The following is a 17,767-nucleotide window of genomic DNA, read 5'->3' on the forward strand; positions in this document are numbered from 1 at the left end:
TATGACGTTTGCGATAAATAGCACAGGTTGGGGGGCGAAAGCAATATGAAGTGTGACTTTTATGAAAAAAATAAATTTTGAGCGCGCAATCAATATGTTGGAATCAATATCAGCCCACCGGGCCACCCGATTTTACGGGAAAAAGTGGATTCGTTGGGTCACAATTTCATGTGCTTTACTGTGCATTTGTGCATCATCGGCTTTTTGCGCTGATTCTGCGGGTGATCTGCCGGAAGAATCCGACCTTGCCCCTTCGGGTGCGGCGATCAGCCAGGCTGGCCCCCCGGCCTCCGGCGGCAGCATATTTTTTGGCACCATTGGCGAGGCTTCAAATCTTATTCCCTACCTCACGTCAGACTCCGCCTCGCATGAGGTGGCAGACCTCATCTACACGGCGCCGCTGCGTTACAACAAGGATTTGCAGCCTGAGCCGTGGGCCGCAGAATCGTGGAGCATGGAAGACGGCGGCAAACGCATGCGTTTTACCCTGCGCAAGGGCATATTGTGGGAGGACGGGCAGGAACTGACCGCCGAAGACGTGGCCTTTACCTGCAAGCTGGCGGCAGACCCTGCCACCGGCAGCCCTTATGCCGAGGATTTTTTGCGTATCAAGGAACTGCGGGTCATTGACCGCTATACATTTGAAGTGCGCTATGACCAGTTTTTTGCGCGGGCGGTATCCACCTGGATGAACCCCATTTTGCCCAAGCATATTCTGGAAGGGCAAAACATCCGCTCCACGCCCTTTGCGCGCAAGCCCATGGGGGCCGGGCCGTATCGGCTCAAGTCGTGGGAGCCGGGAAGCCGTATTGTGCTTGAGGCTTCGCCCACCTATTTTGCGGGCAAGCCGCGCATTGACGAAGTGGTGTACAGGATCATTCCCGACAACGCCACCATGTTTATGGAAACCCGTGCTGGCAGGCTGGACGTGATGGATCTTTCGCCCCTGCAATATCTGCGGCAGACCTCCGGCCCGGAATGGCAGAGCCGATTCCATAAATTCCGCTACATCGCTTCGGTGTATATTTTCCTGGGTTTTAATCTGGAGCATCCCTTTTTCAAGGATGTGCGGGTGCGGCGGGCCATTTCCATGGCTATCGACCGCGAGGGCATCATCAAGGGTGTTTTGCTTGGGCAGGGGGTTCCGGCCTTTGGGCCGTTCAAGCCCGGCTCGTGGCCGTACCATCCCGGCCTCAAGCCCATGCCGAGAAACATTGCCGCCGCGCGCGCCCTGCTGGCCGAGGCGGGCTTTGCCGATCATGACGGCGATGGCCTGCTTGATCGCAACGGCCAGCCGCTGGCCTTTACCATCCTGACCAATCAGGGCAACGAGCAGCGCATTCTTGCGGCTACCGTCATGCAGTCGCAACTGCGCGAGGTGGGCATTGACGTGCGTATCCGTACCGTGGAGTGGGCGGCCTTTATCCGCGAATTTGTCAACAAGGGGCGGTTTGACGCCGTGCTGCTGGGCTGGACAATACCGCAGGATCCTGACCTGTTTTCTGTATGGCATTCATCGCAAACCTTTGAGGGCGGGCTGAATTTTACCCACTACCGCAATCCCGAGGTGGACAAGCTGCTTGAAGAAGCGCAATCCACGCCTGATCAGAAAAAGCGCGCGGAGCTGTATTATCGCATTCAGGAAATATTTGATGCGGAGCAGCCCTACTGCTTTTTGTTTGTGCCCTACGCCCTGCCAGTGGTGCAGCGGCGGTTTCAGGGCATAGAACCCGCACTGGCGGGCATAATGTATAATTTTGAAAAATGGTGGATTCCCAAAGCCTTGCAGCATACGCAGATGCAGCCCTAAACGCTCGCACCGGGAACGGGGCAGCTTTTTTGCTCTTGCCTGCTGGCTTGCAGGCGCATATTCAGACCACGCGGATTTGAACAGGCCCTGGCTGGTTGTCCAGCCGGGGCCGCTGTGTTTGTGCGCTTTGGCCTGCAATTCGGCTGCCCACGGCGTTGACAAGGCCGCTTTAGTCGGAACATAGTTCCAGAACTGGTTGAAGATATTTTTTTACGCTGTGGGTGGACGTTACGCATGATTCGTATTCAGGAAATTCTCGATAAGGTTTCGGCTGGCAACCCGAACGCGGATCTGGAGCTGATCCAGAAGGCGTATGTGTTTGCCGCCACCGCCCATGCGGGGCAAACCCGCCTTTCGGGCGAGCCGTACCTTTCCCACCCTCTGGCGGTTGCCAGCATTCTGGCGGGCATGGGTTTTGACGAACCCACCATTGCCGCAGGCCTGCTGCACGACACAGTAGAAGACACCAAGGCCACCATTGAAGAGTTGGACGAAAATTTTGGCGAAGAAGTGGCCGATATCGTCGATGGCGTTACCAAAATCAGCCAGATCACCTTTGAGAACAAGGAAGAAGCCCAGGCGGAGAATATCCGCAAGATGATCCTGGCCATGAGCCACGACATGCGGGTTCTCATGGTCAAACTGGCCGACCGTCTGCACAATATGCGCACGCTGGACTTTCAGAAAAGTCATAAACAGAAGCGTATTGCCCAGGAAACCATGGATATCTACGCGCCCCTGGCCAACCGCCTGGGTTTGTACGTGATGAAGCGCGACCTGGAAGACCTGAGCTTCAAATACATGCGGCCCGACATTTACAACCAGATCGATCACTGGCTGGACAACCATCAGGTTGTGGAAAAGCAGATCATCGGCAAGGTTGTGGGTCTGATTCAGGATCTGCTGGAATCAAACGGCATCACCGGGCAGGTTTATGGGCGCATCAAGCACAAGCACAGCATCTATAAAAAGATGCAGGCCCAGTCCATGACACTGGACGAAATGCACGACATCATGGCCTTTCGCGTGCTGGTGCAGGATATCAAGGACTGTTACGCAGTGCTGGGGCTTGTGCACTCGCAGTGGCGGCCCGTGCACGGGCGTTTTAAAGACTACATTTCCATGCCCAAGACCAACGGCTACCAGAGCCTGCACACCACGGTCATCGGGCCGGAAGGGGAGCGTATTGAAATCCAGATACGCACCGAGGAGATGCACAGGCAGGCCGAACACGGCGTTGCCGCCCACTGGCTGTACAAGGAAAAAGGCCGCGTCAACAGTAAAGACCTTGAGCAGTTTGCCTGGCTGCGCGAAATTTTTGAGCGCCAGAGTGAAGAAACAGATTCCCGCGAGTTCATGCACTCGCTGAAAATGGATCTGTTCAAGGACGAGGTCTACATCTACACCCCGGCTGGCGATGTTAAGGAACTGCCCGAAGGCGCTACACCGCTGGACTTTGCCTTTGTGATCCACACCAAGGTGGGCCAGCATTGCAGCGGCGCAAAAATCAATGGCCGCCTCATGCCCCTTGGCACGGAGCTGAAAAACGGCGACGTGGTGGAAATCCTCACCGACCCGGCGCGCAATCCCAACCGCGACTGGCTCAAGATTGTCAAAACCGCCAAGGCGCGCAGCCGTATTCAGCACTATCTGCGCACGGAAGAACGCACCCACGCCGTGACCCTTGGTCGCGAACTGCTGGAAAAAGAAGGCCGCAAGGTCAGCCTGAACGTGGGCAAAGCCACCAAGGATGGGCATCTGGCCATTGTGGCCCAGGAAATGAATTTTGACAGCGTGGATGATCTGGTTGCCGCCGTGGGCTATGCCCACACCACGCCGCGCAAGGTGCTCAACAAGCTGTATGCGGTGCTGCACCCCGAGGCCGCCACTGCTGCGGAACCCGCCACTCCCACCGTAAAGGAAAGCAAGGAAGCCGCCTCCCGCAAGGGCGAGGGCGTGGGCATTTCCGGCGTGGACGGCGTGCTCATGCGCTTTGCCAAGTGCTGCAACCCGGTGCCGGGCGATCCCATTATTGGCTACATCAGCCGTGGGCTTGGTATCAGCGTACACCGTGCCGACTGCCCCAACGTGGCCAATATGGAGCCGGAGCGTCTTATTTCCGTGCATTGGGACGGCATGGAAGAAAAGCCCTACGCAGCTGGCATCTTCATTATCGCCAAGAACGAACAGGGCGTTCTGGCCAAGGTTGCCGAGGTCATGGCCCGCAACGGCGTCAACATTATTGGCCTGAACATGGACAATCAGGTGGATGGACGTGCCAAGCTGCGTATTACCGTAGAGGTGCGCGACGCCACCCAGCTCTACCAGCTTATTGAAGCCATCCGCGTATTGCCGCCCATTTTTGAAGTGGTGCGTGATACTGAGGCTGAGGCTACGTAATCCGCATTTAAACGCGCGGTAAAAAGCCGACTGCTTCTCGTGAGGCAGTCGGCTTTTGCAGTTTCAGCTAGTGAGCATCTCGTACACTGATAGATTTTATCGAACCGCGGTTTGGGAATCCTGACTGGCCGTTTGGCTTCGCATTAAATGTTCTTGTGCCTCACGCAGAAGCCAGCCAGTTCAGCGCCTAATGGGGATATTTTTTGGACATTTCCGAATAATTACTCCCAATCCAGCTCTTGACATTTTTACGGCCCTGAATTGTTGATGGCAATTTTTCGTGAATCATCCATTCGCAGATCTGACGGGTGCGGATTTCAAGATCCGCACCGCCGTTGCCAGTAAGCGAGTTCAGCAGGCTAAGCACCTCATAGCCTTCTTTTCGGCTAAAGCGGTCTGCGTCTTCTTTTGTTTTTTTGGGGTCATCACCTGGTACAGCCTCCCAGCTATAATCCTTATAAATCAAATCCTTCTTTGTGATAGCGGGCATTTTAACCTCCTGGCAAAATGTGTTTTCGTAAATAGTTTTATGCATATAAAAAAGTATATCAAGAAAAATTTCTGGTGGGATATCCGAGGGGGTACTTATGCCTATGCGATGAAAATGGTCGTGCTTTTAAAGGATACAATTGCGGACGTTATCTTTTCCAAGGTTTCCTTTGCAGGCTATTTTTATTTTCCCGTCGCTCCCGCTATTTTTATCTATAGTACTTGCAGGTGATTGCTCTGCAACGGAGTGGATAGTACCGTGTTTTAAAAAACTGACATGCATTTGCCATATGGCGGCTGCCCCGCAAAATTCACTTACAACACATTGATAATCAAAGGAAAGCCATGAGGGAAAATAAAACAACGCTTCAGGTTTCTTTGCGGGAAGCCTTCCTTTACTGGTTCAAGCTCGGATTCATCAATTTTGGCGGGCCTGCAGGGCAGATCGCCATGATGCATAAAAATCTGGTGGATGGCAGGGAATGGATCAGCGAAAAGGTTTTTCTGCGGGCGCTCAATTTCTGCATGCTGTTGCCGGGGCCGGAAGCGCATCAACTGGCCGTGTACATAGGCTGGCGGCTCAACGGCTACTGGGGCGGAACCATTGCCGGGCTGTGCTTTTTGTTCCCCTCGGTGATTCTGATGCTCTTTCTTTCATGGCTGGCCGCCGCGCAGGGGCAGGTTCCCTTTGTGGCCGGTATTTTCCACGGAATCGCCGCCGCAGTTGTGGCCATTGTTATTGAAGCGCTTATCCGGCTTTCAAAAAAATCACTCAAGCACCCAGCACTGTACGCATTTGCTGGCGGCTCGTTTTTACTTGGGCAGTTTCTTGGTGTATCCTTTCCGGTGATTGTTTTGCTGGCTGGTGTGGCGGGTGTCATCCTTGGCAAGCTGCGGCCAGACATTTTTTGCCAGAAAAAGCCGGGAACAAATGAATGCCTGACTGACGCACCAGAATCTTTCGCCAATCTGCCGCCTCTGACGCACCTTTTCAAGGTGGTGGGGATATTCGCCGCAATCTGGATGGCTGTGATTCTGCCCATTTTCGCATGGCGGGGCATCGGCGACATACTTTCCCAGATATCCATTTTTTTCAGCAAAGCGCCCTTTGTGACCTTTGGCGGCGCATATGCCGTGCTTGCCTATATTGTAGAGCATGCAGTGAACCTTGGCTGGCTGACGGAAAAGGAAATGCTGCTGGGCCTAGGCCTTGCGGAAACAACCCCCGGCCCGCTGATCATGGTGACGCAGTTTGTGGGCTTCATCACCGCGTGGAACCAGCCCGGCGGCCTGACGCCCATGACGGCGGGCATTCTGGGCGGCCTGCTCACCACCTTCACCACGTTTTTGCCAAGTTTTATGTTCATATTTGCTGGCGCGCCCTACATTGAGGCTATTACGGCCAACAAAAAACTCAATGCCGCGCTTACGGGCATATCCGGCGCGGTGGTGGGCGTGGTGCTCAAGATCGGCGTGTTCTTTGCCTGGAACACATTTTTCCCGGCTACGGGATTTGATGTATTTGCCGTGACTGTTGCGCTGGTGTCGCTGGTGGCCTTGGTGCGCTTTAAACTTTCCATGCACGCGCTGGTGGGGTTGAGCGGGCTTGCCGGGCTGGTCTGGCAGATAGTCTGATACCTTGTGTGTGCAAGGCGGCTCTTCACTGACCTGGGGCAGGCCAGGCGATGCCGTCTTGCCCGCGCAGGATTTTTATCCTTAACGTCAAACACGTCTGGGGGAAGGTATGAACGCAACCATTACGCCGCAGGAACTCCAGGGCATGCTGACCGCCAATTCCGCGACTGTTTGCGATGTGCGCAGGCGGGCTGATTATGAGGCTGACCCGCGCACAATCCCCGGCGCTGCATGGCATGACCCTGAGCTGGTGGACGTGTGGGCGGCGCAACTGCCCAAGGACAAGCCCGTAGCCATTTATTGCGTGCGGGGCGGCTCTGTAAGCAAGTCTGTTCAGGAGGCTTTGGGACAGGAAGGTTTTGATGTGCAGTATGTGGAGGGCGGGCTGGTCGCCTGGGATGAAGCCCATAAGTAGCTGAGCGCCGCGTAAGGGGAACCCAACGCTGCATTGTGTTTGCCGCAAAGGAAACGCCGCTTCCCTGGGAAGGGAAGCGGCGAAGCCTGCGCGCCGGGAAGGGAACGGCGCTTACAAAAGGCTCAGAGGCTTAGAAGCTGTACTGGAAGACAACCTGGGCTTTCCAGGCGTCCTGCTTGTCAAAGCTGCCGTTGCCAGCGCCGTTGTTGTAACCGGCCTTTTTCCAGGTGTCCTTGTCGATCATGTTGGCAACGTAGCCGAGTTCCAGATTCACACTCAGGTTTTCGTAGGCCTGCCATGTGTTGACAAGGTTGAATTCCAGCAGCCCGTCATTGGTGGTCAGGTAGGGGCCGTCGCCTCCGTAGCCAGCCTGCCAGGAGGAGGCATCCTTCATGTACTTGACCATGGAGGTGGCGTTGGTGCCGCCCCAGTATGCCAGGCGGAAGGTGTGGGAGACGTTTTCAATAAAGCTCATGTCTTTCAGCTGTGCGCCGATGCCCCAGGTGCCGGCATAGCTCATGCTCCAGTCGCAACCATTGGCAACCGGGCTCCAAGAAAGGTTGCCGTCGCCGATGAAGGAGGTAAAGTTGCCCGCGCCAGCAATGGAAGGCATGCGCTCGGAGCCGTTCTTCACGTTTCCGTCGTCACCGCTGGCGTACCAGCCGAAGATGCCGGGAACGCCCCAGTCCAGCTTGTATTCAACAAGGGCTTTCGCCAGCCAGCCCTGACGCTCGGTGCTGGCGCGCACGCTGTCCACGCCGCGCTTGAGCACATCGTAGCGGCCCATGGCCTCAGAGTAGCCGTAGTTGATGTCAAATTCGATGTTCAGGGGATCGAACATGGTGATGGCCACCGGCAGACCCGCCCAGAACACGGAGCCGTATTGCTTGTTGGTGCTGGAGGAATTGAGGGGATTCAGACCGTTGGCGTAGTTGAAGCCGGGGTTGGTGCCGGGAATGGTGAGGCCAAGTTTGCCGTCGCTGGTTTCCCAGGGCGAACCGTAGGTTTCATCATCCAGGCCGCGCAGGGAGTTTTTGCCGCGCAAGCCGTACATGGCCCAGGGGGTGACTTCGACACCATCAAAGCTCAGGGGCATGGAGAGCATGAACAGATCAAGGTTGTCGAGGTAGTTGGTCTTTTCCGTGCTGGATTTGCCATTGCCATCGACAAAGTCACCATTAAAGTTGTCGTTGACCGGGCGCGCCCACATGAAGGTGAGGCCCACGTTTTCGTTGAACTTGTAGTTGGCGGTCAGGGCTGCAACATCGCAGTCCATAATGGCGGAGCCGCCAGCAACGTTGGGCATTGCGGCAGCCTGGAGGCCCATGCGCACACGTGCGTCAGTCTGGGGGATCAGCCAGTCGATGTAGGCGTTTTTAACCTTGACCTGGTTGTTCCCGTCAGCGCCGAGGGCTGCGCCATCGCCCGATTTGCCCCACTGCTGGTCGCCGATTTCAAAATACACCGTGCCGGACAGAGCCTCGGAGGCCACGGCGTCCAACTGGAGGCGGATGCGCTGGGAAGCGCCAAACTGGTCTTCGGTATTGGTTTTGGACTTGGCTCCGTCAGTATCTCTGGTGTTCTTGGTGAGGACGCCTTCGCCCACGCCAAAACCAACCAGCCATTCGCCCTTGGCCTTGAAGTCAATGGCCTTGGCCCCCCCGGCCACGCCCATCAGCATGCCTGCTGCAAGCAGGGTGACCATGCACACTTTTTTGAAGCGGTTCAGACCATTCCTTTCTCGTGAACTCATTCCTTTCTCCTCCGTAAAGGGTTTGCGCAGCGGCTGCAGACACCACAGGCTTTTGCAACGCGCGCGTTATGCTTCCAGAAGACATCCCTGACGGGCAGGCTCTTGCCCTGGCGTCAGGGATGTCCTTTGCCTAAACGCCTCTCTCTGCCGCAAGCGAGGGGGCGATCAGTTTTCCGCGTGGTGGTTCTTGTGGTGGCCGCACTTGCAGTTGGCGCAGTTGCCCTTGCAGACGTGCTTTTTCTTTTGCTCGATAAGAACGCGATTGCCGGTAACGGCCATGTCAAAACCGCTTTTGCCCTTGAACACGATGCGTTCAGTGCTGAGGCCGCCCAGCAGGAGCGAGGTTTTGAGGGCGTCAACGGCGGAAGGGTGAGGGTTGGCTACGTGCCGCACGTCAATGAAAATGCGTTTGCAGTTGGCCTGATTGCACTCAAGAAGCTCAATAAGCGCAGTGGCCTGGGGAGGATCGAAGCGGGAAGAAACGGATATGTGGAGGTTGTCGTGGCTGAAACGGTGGCTTAAACCCGTATGATCGGTAAACACCGGCTGCTGATCCATATTTTTATCTCCGCTTTGCTGAATGTGCATGGCGGTACACTGTCACAGGCAGAGCTTTGTGTCAATAAAAATGAAATTACTTTTCAAATTCAAATTATATCACACTGATTTTATTATTAAAAAATGTACAAAAAATTGTATTTTCTGATAACATGCTCAATTGGAAAAGAAAGATTGCTAATCGATTTTATGGCTGCAAATAAGGACGGCGTGGAGAGTCCTGATGGCATTGGCAATAAAGAGGGGCGGATGCTCCCAAGGAACATCCGCCCGCTGTGCAGAAGGAGGATTTGTTAACGCTTATGCGGCCTTGATGCTGCCGTCTTGCACATGGAACAGCGCTGCCTGGGGTTCTGCCTTGCGCAGCAGCTCCGCCATGTGCGGCTGGCAGGTAAAGTAGAGCAGCTGATGGGCCTTGCCCTGGCTGCCGCCGGTCAGTTCCACAAAGGCGCGCGCGGTGCGCTCGGCCCTTTGCGGGTCAAAGTTGACCAGCACTTCATCCATGATAACTGGCAAGGGCGCCGCATGCAGGGCATGATTTTTTATGTAGGCCAGCCGCAGGGCCAGATAGGCCTGCTCGCGCGCGCCACGGCTCAGATTTTCCGGCGCTATGGGTTCGCCCTGCGCGGGCAGGATGGCAAGGCTGGCGTCTTCCAGCGAGGCGTTGATGCCGCGCCAGCGCTGACCCGTAATGCGGGTGAAGATGCTTGAGGCAAGGCGGATGACCTCTGGCTGGCGCTCCAGCTCAAAGGTGCGCTTGGCAGTTTCAAGGATGCTGCGGGCAAGGGCCACGCGGCTCCAGGCAAAGGCCATGCGCTCCATGTCTTCCACAAGGGCTGCCTCCTGTTGCAAAAGCTGCGAAAGCTCGTCTGTGCGTGAAAGGGCGTCCACCTTGCTGCGCAGTTCCGCCACGCGCTTGACCAGATTCTCTTCCTGCTCCTGAATGCCTGTCAGTTCTTCACTGATGGTTGCGCTGCGGCGCTCCTGACTTTCCTGATCCTCATGCTCGAAGGAATCGAGAAATTCCTTCATGGGGGTTTTGTCCGCAGCCAGCCGCAGGGCGTCTTCCAGATCCTGACGGCGCAGGGTGAGCGCGCGCAGTTCTTCGTGCAGCGCGGCCTGACGCAAAAACTCTTCCGCATCGTGCGCGCCCGCCATGGCAAGCAGGGAGCGTTCCGCGCTCCGGGCGCTTTCGAGGGCGGCTTCCGCAGCGCGGGCCTCGTCCTCCATTTCCGTCACTTCATTATCAAGGTTGCGGCGGCGGCTCTGCGCCTGCGACATGGCTTCCGCCGCTTCCAGCGCGGCATCAAGGCTGAGCAGCCAGTCTGGGCGGTTGTCCGCATCCTGTTGTGGCGGCAAGCCAAGCTCCGCCAGCAGGGCTTGCAGCGGGTCGCGCAGGGCAGCCAGCTCTGTACGGCCCTGAGTGAGCTGCGACTGGGCACGTTGCACCGAAGCCTCGGCAGCGAGACAGTTTTCCATGTACTTCAGGGCTTCCCGCACCGTTTCGGGGTCAAGGTCGGTGCCGAGGCCAAGATCATGCAGGCAGGCCGTCCATTGCGAGCGCGCTTCGTTGAGCCGCTCCTGCGCCTGACGCAGTTCCGCGCTGGCTTCCGCCTGACGGGTGCGGGCGCGGTTGAGCTCGCTCTGCGAATTTTGCAACGCGGCTTCGGCCTTGATGCGCAGTTCGCGGGCGGCATCAGCCTCGCGGCAGGATTCAAGCACTTGCCGCACAGCCTCCGCCAGCGAATCTGAATCCGCGTTGGCGGGCAGGCGTTCAGCCACGGCAGGCACCAGACGCATACGGGCTTCTGTCTGACGCAGGTCGTCATCCAGGGTTTGCAGCTCCGCATCGGCGGCGGCAACACCGCCAAAGGCGAGCCGTGCTGATTCCGCTCTGGCAAAAAAGGCAGCCGCGCCCTCGGGCGAGGGCACATTGGCCACATGCAGGGCCAGCATGAATTCGTGCCAGCGGCGGCGGGTCTGTTGCACAATGCCTTCAACCTCGGAGCGTACGGCCTGCCGTTTGCTCACTTCCGTGCGGGCAAGATCCATGGCGTGTTTCAGTTCGTCCATATCCTTGCGGGCGCGTTCTTCTTCAAAGCATTGCTCACGTTCGTGCTCAAGCAGCACTTCTCTTGCTTCAAGCGTCACCAGGTCCATGCTCTGCACACCAGCCGCCGCGCAAAGCTGGCTGGCCTGTTCGTCCAGCTCCGCCACATGGGCCGCACACGAATCGCGCCTGCCCTGAAGTTGCAGATGTTCCATCTGGCGGCGTTTTGCTTCCGCCCCAGTGTGCGGCACACCGCCAGCCATGAAGCCAACGCCGCAGAGCAGCAGCAGATAGCCGGACCACAGGCTCACGGGCAGCTCAATGTCGGCCGTGAGGGCAATGCTCGTGATGCCCATGCGCCAGTATGCCAGCAGCATGCCCGCGCCGCCAAGAAAGAAAGCAAGGCCCAGAACCAGCAGTGGCAGGTTTTTTACTCGTGTGACGGGCGGCTCATTGCCGATGCGGGCGCTGAGTTCTTCCAGTCGCTCGCGCTCCGTGCCCAAGGTGGCGGAAAGGGCGCGCAGCTTGCGCAGGGCAAGGGTTTGCCCGTCCAGATCCTCGCGGGTGGGGCCGTTTATGTGGCGCTGTTCTTCGCGCAGGGCTTCCACGCGGCCCTTGACCGCGGCAACCTGTTCCTCCGCCTGGCGCACGTCCTGCGCGGCATCGTCAGCCTGATGCATTTTCTCCTGCACATCGGCGGCGAGAACAAGGGCTTCTTCCTGCCGCGAAAGGAGCGAATCAAGCAGGGCTTCTGCCTGAGCACCGTCACTTGCGCCGTTGACCACCAGCCGCAGCGGGTTGAACGCTCTGGAAAATGTTGTTTTTGCTTCGTTCACCGCACGTTGACGCAGGGGGCGCTGGCGGCGGGCTTCTTCCTGCCGGGCAAGGGCCTGACGCAGGTTGTCGCGGGCATCGTCATCCAGCGCTGCGGGCGGCGCGGGCAGCAGGTCAAGAGCGGCAGTGTTGGAGGCCACCTCGCGTTCTGCGCTTTCCACTTCGCGGTTGCTCTGGGTGAGGCTGTCCACTGCGGCCTGATGGGCCGAGGCGGCGGCGCGCATTTCCCGTCCCTGGCGTTCAATATCCTCGCGGGCAAAGAGGGAGCGGTCGGTGGCCCGGATGCGGTCGCACGACCAGTCCGGCCCGAGGCGCGAGAGTTCGCGGCTGAGGTCTTCCTGCGCGCGCAGCAGGGCTTCTTCCTGCGCGGGCAGGGCGCTTAATGCCTGCCGGAAACCGCTTTTGCGTTCGGCCATGCGGCGCAGTGCGGGCAGGGCCTCCAGCAGGGGATAATTGATTTCAAGTTCGTCCCGCCGCTGGCGCAGCCGGGTGAGTTTTTCCATCTGCGCGGCCCATTGCCGCTCGCAGCCCTCGCGGGCCTCCTGCGCGCGGGCAAGGCGCTCCCTGCCGTTTTCGGGAAAGGTGGCGCTTATGGGGTCAAGCCGTTCAAGGCGCGCGCCCGCCATGCGCCATTCGTTCCACTGCAACCACACGCCAAGGCGGCGTTCAAGGATGCGGCGTTCTTCTTCAAGCTGGAGTTTGCGGTGGCGCAGGTTTGCCAGATCATCGCGCTTTGCGGCAAGGTCCATTGCCATGCTGTCGTACCCGGCGCATTCCTGCTCCAGTTCGATCTTGCGTTGCCGCAGTTCGGCAAGCTGGCGCAGGGCGGCGTTGAGGGCGGGCTTGCTGCCGCCGCTCTTGAAAATTTCATCGGCCTGTTTGTCCAGCAGCTTGAGCGCCTCGCCGGGCGAACGCAGCCCCGGCCCGAAGCTTGCGCCGTACAGGGCGTTGCGCACGCCTTCGTCAGTGAGGCTGCTGAGGTCTTCAAGCTCTGTGAGGCTGAAGCCGAACACGTTGCGGTACACATCGCGGCTCACGCCGGAGAGCATCTGGCGCAGCATGTCCGGTTCCAGCGGTTTGCCTTCCGGATCAGTGAGGGTGAGCACGCCGCCGTTGCTGCCGGGCCGCCGGGTAAGGCGCAGAATGCCGCGCTCGTCCGAGCGCAGTTCCATGCTGCCGCCGGGCTGCCCGCCGCGCAGGGGGCCGGGAATCCGCTTGTATTCCTTGTTGCGCGGGTCAGGATAACCAATGAGCATGGTGCGCAGAAATTCCAGGCAGGTGGACTTGCCCGCTTCGTTTTCACCCAGAAAAATGGAAAGCCCCGGCGAGAGATTTTCAACGCTCACATCAGAAAAAATACCGAAGCCGTCCATGTGGAAGGACTGGATATACATCAGCGTGCCTCCAGAAGATCCGTGCACAGGCGTTCGGCCTCTTCCAAAAGGGCTCGCATACGCGCATCGTCGGGTTGGGTGAGAATATGGCGGAGCTGCCCGTGGTCATAGACCTGTTTCAGCGCCGGGGTTGCCACATCGTGCAGGGTGTCGCTGCTCTGCGCCATGCGCTCGGCCAGCCGCAGGGTTTCGCCAAGCAGGTCTTCACGTTGCAGGTACTGGGCACGGTCGATGGCGGGGCTTGTTTCGGCCACCATGTCCTTGATCCACACGCTGGGGGTGCCTGTTTGCAGGTGCGCCAGCCGTTCGGCAAGGTCTTCCTGATTGGGGGCATCGCGCAGGGCGGCGTCAAGCGGGGTGCGCCCGTGCAAAACCACACGGGCCATCAGGGCCTCGCAGCCGGGGTCTGTGGCTTCGGCGGCCTGTTCCAGCGCCCGGGTCATTCTGTTTTCCACCTCATTGAGGTGGGCCACATCGTCAAGCTCAACCTGCACCCTGGCCCACTGCACGGGGCCCAGACGCACAAAATCCTCGTTGCAGGCATAGCCGCCGCCCGGTTGCGGGCTTGCCGTCACCCGCAGGCAGCCGCGCGGCCCCGGCTCGTTGACGTGCAGGCCCTGAGCGTTGCCGCTGTACGCGATAAAAGGGGCGGTGCAAAGTGTGGCCCGCTCGTGCACATGGCCCAGCGCCCAGGCGTCAAGCCCGGTATTTTTGAGATCGTCCAGCGAGCAGGGGGCGTAGCGGTCAGCCTTGCTCTGGCCTTCGACCGTGCAGTGCAGAACGCCAAGCTGAAAGCAGTCGTGGTGCTGGTCGCGCCGGAACAGGCGGGCCAGGTTGCGGCCTTCCTTGATCTTGGCGTGGCTGATGCCGTGCACCACGGCCACGACCTTGCCGTCTTTTTCTACCGTGTGGCTTTCGGCATCCGGCCCGAAAACCGTTACGTTGTCCGGCCACTGCACAGCCGCCAGCCTTGATGAAAGGGGGTCGTGGTTGCCGTGCGCCAGAAAAACGCGCACTCCGGCATCACGCAGGCGGCGGCAGCCGTCGCACAGCTTGAGTTGGGCTTTAACGCTGTGGTTTTCCTCATTATACACGTCGCCAGCCAATATGAGAAAATCTGGCTTGTCTGATTCGCAAAGCCGAAAGAGGCGGTCCATGGCCTTGAAGGTGGCCTCTTGCAGCAGACGCGCCAGATGCCCACCCTGCGCAGCCGTGCGGGAAAGCCCCTGAAACGGCGTGTCCAGATGCAGATCGGCGGCGTGAATATAGCGGATGCCGTCCATGTAAAAGCCTCGTTTATGGATTTGTAGGAAAATATTGATTAAATCTAGACTTTTTCAAAATAAATGACAAGCGCAACGGCCAATTACGCCATTGCTTCAGACATGACAGCGCAGTTACAACAGTGCGCCAGAAAATTTGTGCTGCAAATACAGGTGGATGGAAAGCTGGTGCAGACAGTGTCGGAGGGGGTAGAAAAAAGCCAGACCGCCGATTTGCCGGAGGTCTGGCCCTGGAGTTGCGCTGAAAAAGCGGCTTGCCGGATTTATTCCTGCACTGCGGGGTTGCCGTGCACAGGCAGGGAGCCATTGCGGATAAAGTGATCCACAAGGCCGAAAACTGTTTCATTGCCGCAGAAGTTTCCTGCGGCTATGGCTGCCTTGTAGGCAGGCAGGTTTGCCTCAAAGCGTTGCAGCAGTTCCGGCTCCAGCGTGAGCATGTCGGCCTGCATGCCGTAGTTCAGGCGTTCAATATAGAGCGCGTTGAAGCGCTGTTCCACCATGGCCTTGAGGGGTAGGGTGAGTATGGGTTTGCCCAGGTGCAAGGCCTCGCCCATGAGGGTATGCCCGCCGCCCTGGATAACGTAGGAGCAGCCCTCCAGCAGTCGCAGAAAGCCTTCTTCGCTTTTGCGCATGAAGATAACGTTGTCCTCCTGCCCATCGGTGCGGTCGTAGCCGAAGACGTAGCAGGTCTTGCGCGTGGCTGCGCGCAGAAAGTCCACCAGCTTGCGGTGGGTTGAATTGCTTTGGTACACGAGCACGTGGCCGTCATCGCGCGGGTTGAGCGCAAGCACGCTGTCGCGCAGGATTGGCGGGGCTACGCGCGCCTTGTACTGCGGCAGCACCGGCGGCGAGTAGAAAGATATGATGAGGTTTTCTGCCGTGGGGCGGAAGAGATAGCGCGGGGTGAGGCCCTGCACAAAGGTATCCCACCACATGTTGGGCGGCAGGTTGTGCTGGCAGCAGGTGATGATGTGCTGATGGTCGAGGGTCAGGCAGGGCAGACCGGCCTTTTCGGCGGCGCGCGGCACAAAATATTCCAGATCGGTCATGCAGACATCGGGCTGGAATTCATCAATGAGCCGCGACACCTGATCAATATAGCGCTGCCTGTGCCACAGCAGGGGCAGGGCCCGGCTGATGGTGGCGGCCATGTCCACCTTGTAATCCTTGAACACCGTGCCCAGGTTGGGCAGTCGGCGCACGGGGAATTCCGGCTCAAGAATTTTTGGGGCGTCGTCGTCCGCCACAAAAAGAAATTCGTGCCGTGAAAGGCGGCGGGCTATGGTCAGGCCGCGCATGGCGTGCCCGTGGCCTGTGCCGTGAATGCCGTAAAGTACGCGCGCCATGGTTCTCCTTTATGCCTGCCGCAGAATAGGCGGCGGGTTTGCGGCGGCAAGCCTACCAATGCAGGGCAGCAGCGTCAATTGCTCGCCTTGACGCACAGGGGCCTGTTTATCTACCATCACGCAGTATTTGCTATTTGTCACACCTGACTGCGGGGCGCACAAGCGCCAGCGGAGCATACATGCACGAGCCCAGCACCGGGGCGAGCCCGCAGGGGCCGCTCTGCAACGTGACCATCCCGGTTTTTAACAGGCCTGCGGCCACGGAGTGCGCCATCCGCGCCCTGGCAGCTACCTCCCGCGAGGTGCCGTTCCATCTCACGGTGGTGGACAACGGCAGTGAGCCGGAGCTTGTAAAAAAGCTGCTGGCCTTGCGGGCAGAGGGCTTGATCGACCATCTTTTTTTGCTGCCGCGCAATATGGGCGTGGCCTGCGCAGCCAATGTGGGCTGGCAGCTTGTGCCCGCGCCTCTGTATATGAAGCTGGATAACGATACCGCCATTGTGCGCAAGCACTGGCTGCGCGACCTGCTGGCCCTGTGGAGCCACGGGCAGCCGCTCTCCAATCTTGGCGGCGCGTTTAACCGCGAAATGCTGCGTAAAACTCCCGGCAGCCTGCAAACCCCGCACGGCGAGCTTGGGTTGTGCGTGGGCAATCTGCCCGGTCAGGCCGTGCTTGTGCCGCAGGCTGTTTCTGAAATACTGGGTTTCTGGAATGAGGAATACGGCCTCTACGGAGGCGAGGATGGCGATTACGGCCTGCGCATGCAGGCGGCGGGCCTGCCGCAGTACTATTATCTTGGGCCCGAGTATTTTGAGAACATCCGGGAAGACGATGACGCGCGCGAAACCTATGCCGCACGCGGTATAGACAAACGCAGGTTGCACCGCGAACTGGTGGTCAGGGATAACCTGTGCATGGGCAAGCTGTTCATGAATAAAATTCTTTACCTTTCCGGCCTGCGCTCTCTTGCGCCACTACAGCGCTATGCTGTAGACGATGTGGACGGGCAGGGCCGGGTGCGGCTGACCGAACGTAAGGAATACAAGGAATTTCAGCGCGATCTTGCGCAGGTGGCCGCAGGGCTGAATGCCCGATTTCGGGATTATGTCATGTCCTACAAACTGGATGCGCCTACGGCGGACGCCATGCGACAGGTGCTTGAAAAGCACGCGCAGGCAACAAAAATTGATAAGGGGCTGTGATGAACGCACGTAAAGTCAGAGAAGACCTGGGCCGCGCCAAGGCCTGTTGCGCGCGCCGCGATACGGAACGGGCGCTCTTTCTAACCATTTCGGCCCTCAAGGAACTGGGCGGCCAGAGCGCCCCGCTTGATCTGCGCGGCGATTTTCGGGCCGCAGTGGCGGATCTGGCTGTTGATCCGGAGCTGAAAGCCGCTGGAGCGCCAGCCTTTGCCTATACTCCCGGTGCGGAAAAGGAGTTGTTCCTGCTTCTTTCACAGCTGTACCGCTCGCTGAAAGGGCAGGAAAAAGAAGAAGAATATCAGGCGGCCTTGCAGCGCAAGCTGAATCTTGACCACGGCTTCAGCGACGGCAAAAAGTTTCTGGCAGAGGGCAAACCGTCAGAGGCTGATGCATGTTTTGCCGAGGCCCTCAAACACTACAAGGACGAAAAGGCCATCTTTGGCATGATGGCCCGGGCCATGATGGATGCGGGCGAATATGTGCGCGCCATGGGGCATGCGCGGGCCGGCCTCAAGGAACTGCCGGACGATGCGGAACTGACGCGCATTGTGGAGGAGTGCACCCGCCTGCGTCAGTAAATCTTTCGGCGTATTTTTTG

Annotated in this window: 12 protein-coding genes; 6 read left to right on the plus strand and 6 right to left on the minus strand. The window is 58.5% G+C overall.

The window, feature by feature from the left end; genetic code table 11:
• The first annotated feature begins 94 nt into the window (after positions 1 to 94).
• Positions 95 to 1,810 (plus strand): peptide-binding protein, encoded by a 1,716-nt coding sequence (locus tag QZ383_RS12020; RefSeq protein WP_291445735.1) that lies wholly within the window; start codon positions 95 to 97, stop codon positions 1,808 to 1,810.
• A gap of 234 nt (positions 1,811 to 2,044) precedes the next feature.
• Entirely contained in the window at positions 2,045 to 4,210 is a 2,166-nt protein-coding gene (locus tag QZ383_RS12025) for a bifunctional (p)ppGpp synthetase/guanosine-3',5'-bis(diphosphate) 3'-pyrophosphohydrolase (RefSeq protein WP_291445736.1), read from the plus strand.
• A gap of 187 nt (positions 4,211 to 4,397) precedes the next feature.
• Here the strand turns inward: QZ383_RS12025 and QZ383_RS12030 are convergent, their stop codons facing one another.
• A complete protein-coding gene (locus QZ383_RS12030) occupies positions 4,398 to 4,700 on the minus strand; it encodes a hypothetical protein (protein WP_291445738.1) in 303 nt (100 codons plus the stop codon).
• Positions 4,701 to 5,044: 344 nt separating this feature from the next.
• Between QZ383_RS12030 and chrA the strand changes: the two genes are divergently transcribed.
• Together chrA and QZ383_RS12040 are read left to right on the plus strand one after the other, a co-directional pair.
• The gene (gene chrA, locus QZ383_RS12035; protein ID WP_291445739.1) at positions 5,045 to 6,334 is read left to right on the plus strand and encodes a chromate efflux transporter; all 1,290 of its coding nucleotides are present in this window, start codon (positions 5,045 to 5,047) and stop codon (positions 6,332 to 6,334) included.
• A 109-nt stretch (positions 6,335 to 6,443) separates the two neighbouring features.
• Entirely contained in the window at positions 6,444 to 6,749 is a 306-nt protein-coding gene (locus tag QZ383_RS12040) for a rhodanese-like domain-containing protein (RefSeq protein WP_291445740.1), read from the plus strand.
• Positions 6,750 to 6,879: 130 nt separating this feature from the next.
• Here the strand turns inward: QZ383_RS12040 and QZ383_RS12045 are convergent, their stop codons facing one another.
• From QZ383_RS12045 to QZ383_RS12065, 5 genes are all read right to left on the minus strand, one after another.
• Entirely contained in the window at positions 6,880 to 8,502 is a 1,623-nt protein-coding gene (locus QZ383_RS12045; RefSeq protein ID WP_291445742.1) for an outer membrane homotrimeric porin, read from the minus strand.
• A 165-nt stretch (positions 8,503 to 8,667) separates the two neighbouring features.
• Positions 8,668 to 9,060 carry a squalene cyclase gene (locus tag QZ383_RS12050; protein ID WP_291445743.1) on the minus strand — a complete coding sequence of 131 codons (393 nt, stop codon included), beginning with the start codon at positions 9,058 to 9,060 and terminating at the stop codon, positions 8,668 to 8,670.
• A 300-nt stretch (positions 9,061 to 9,360) separates the two neighbouring features.
• The gene (locus QZ383_RS12055; protein WP_291445744.1) at positions 9,361 to 13,338 is read right to left on the minus strand and encodes an AAA family ATPase; all 3,978 of its coding nucleotides are present in this window, start codon (positions 13,336 to 13,338) and stop codon (positions 9,361 to 9,363) included.
• Positions 13,338 to 14,621 (minus strand): DNA repair exonuclease, encoded by a 1,284-nt coding sequence (locus QZ383_RS12060; protein WP_291445746.1) that lies wholly within the window; start codon positions 14,619 to 14,621, stop codon positions 13,338 to 13,340. The genes QZ383_RS12055 and QZ383_RS12060 overlap by 1 nt, the downstream gene beginning before the upstream one ends.
• Positions 14,622 to 14,884: 263 nt before the next feature.
• Positions 14,885 to 15,967, minus strand: coding sequence for a glycosyltransferase family protein (locus tag QZ383_RS12065; protein WP_291445747.1), 1,083 nt, complete (start codon positions 15,965 to 15,967; stop codon positions 14,885 to 14,887).
• A gap of 179 nt (positions 15,968 to 16,146) precedes the next feature.
• Between QZ383_RS12065 and QZ383_RS12070 the strand changes: the two genes are divergently transcribed.
• Together QZ383_RS12070 and QZ383_RS12075 are read left to right on the plus strand one after the other, a co-directional pair.
• Complete coding sequence (locus QZ383_RS12070; RefSeq protein ID WP_291445749.1) at positions 16,147 to 17,169, plus strand: glycosyltransferase; 1,023 nt, start codon at positions 16,147 to 16,149, stop codon at positions 17,167 to 17,169.
• Positions 17,169 to 17,747: a tetratricopeptide repeat protein gene (locus tag QZ383_RS12075; protein ID WP_291445751.1), complete on the plus strand. Its 579-nt coding sequence runs from the start codon at positions 17,169 to 17,171 to the stop codon at positions 17,745 to 17,747. The genes QZ383_RS12070 and QZ383_RS12075 overlap by 1 nt, the downstream gene beginning before the upstream one ends.
• Positions 17,748 to 17,767: the final 20 nt, after the last annotated feature.

The sequence above is a fragment of the Desulfovibrio sp. genome (assembly GCF_019422935.1).
GTDB lineage: Bacteria > Desulfobacterota > Desulfovibrionia > Desulfovibrionales > Desulfovibrionaceae > Desulfovibrio.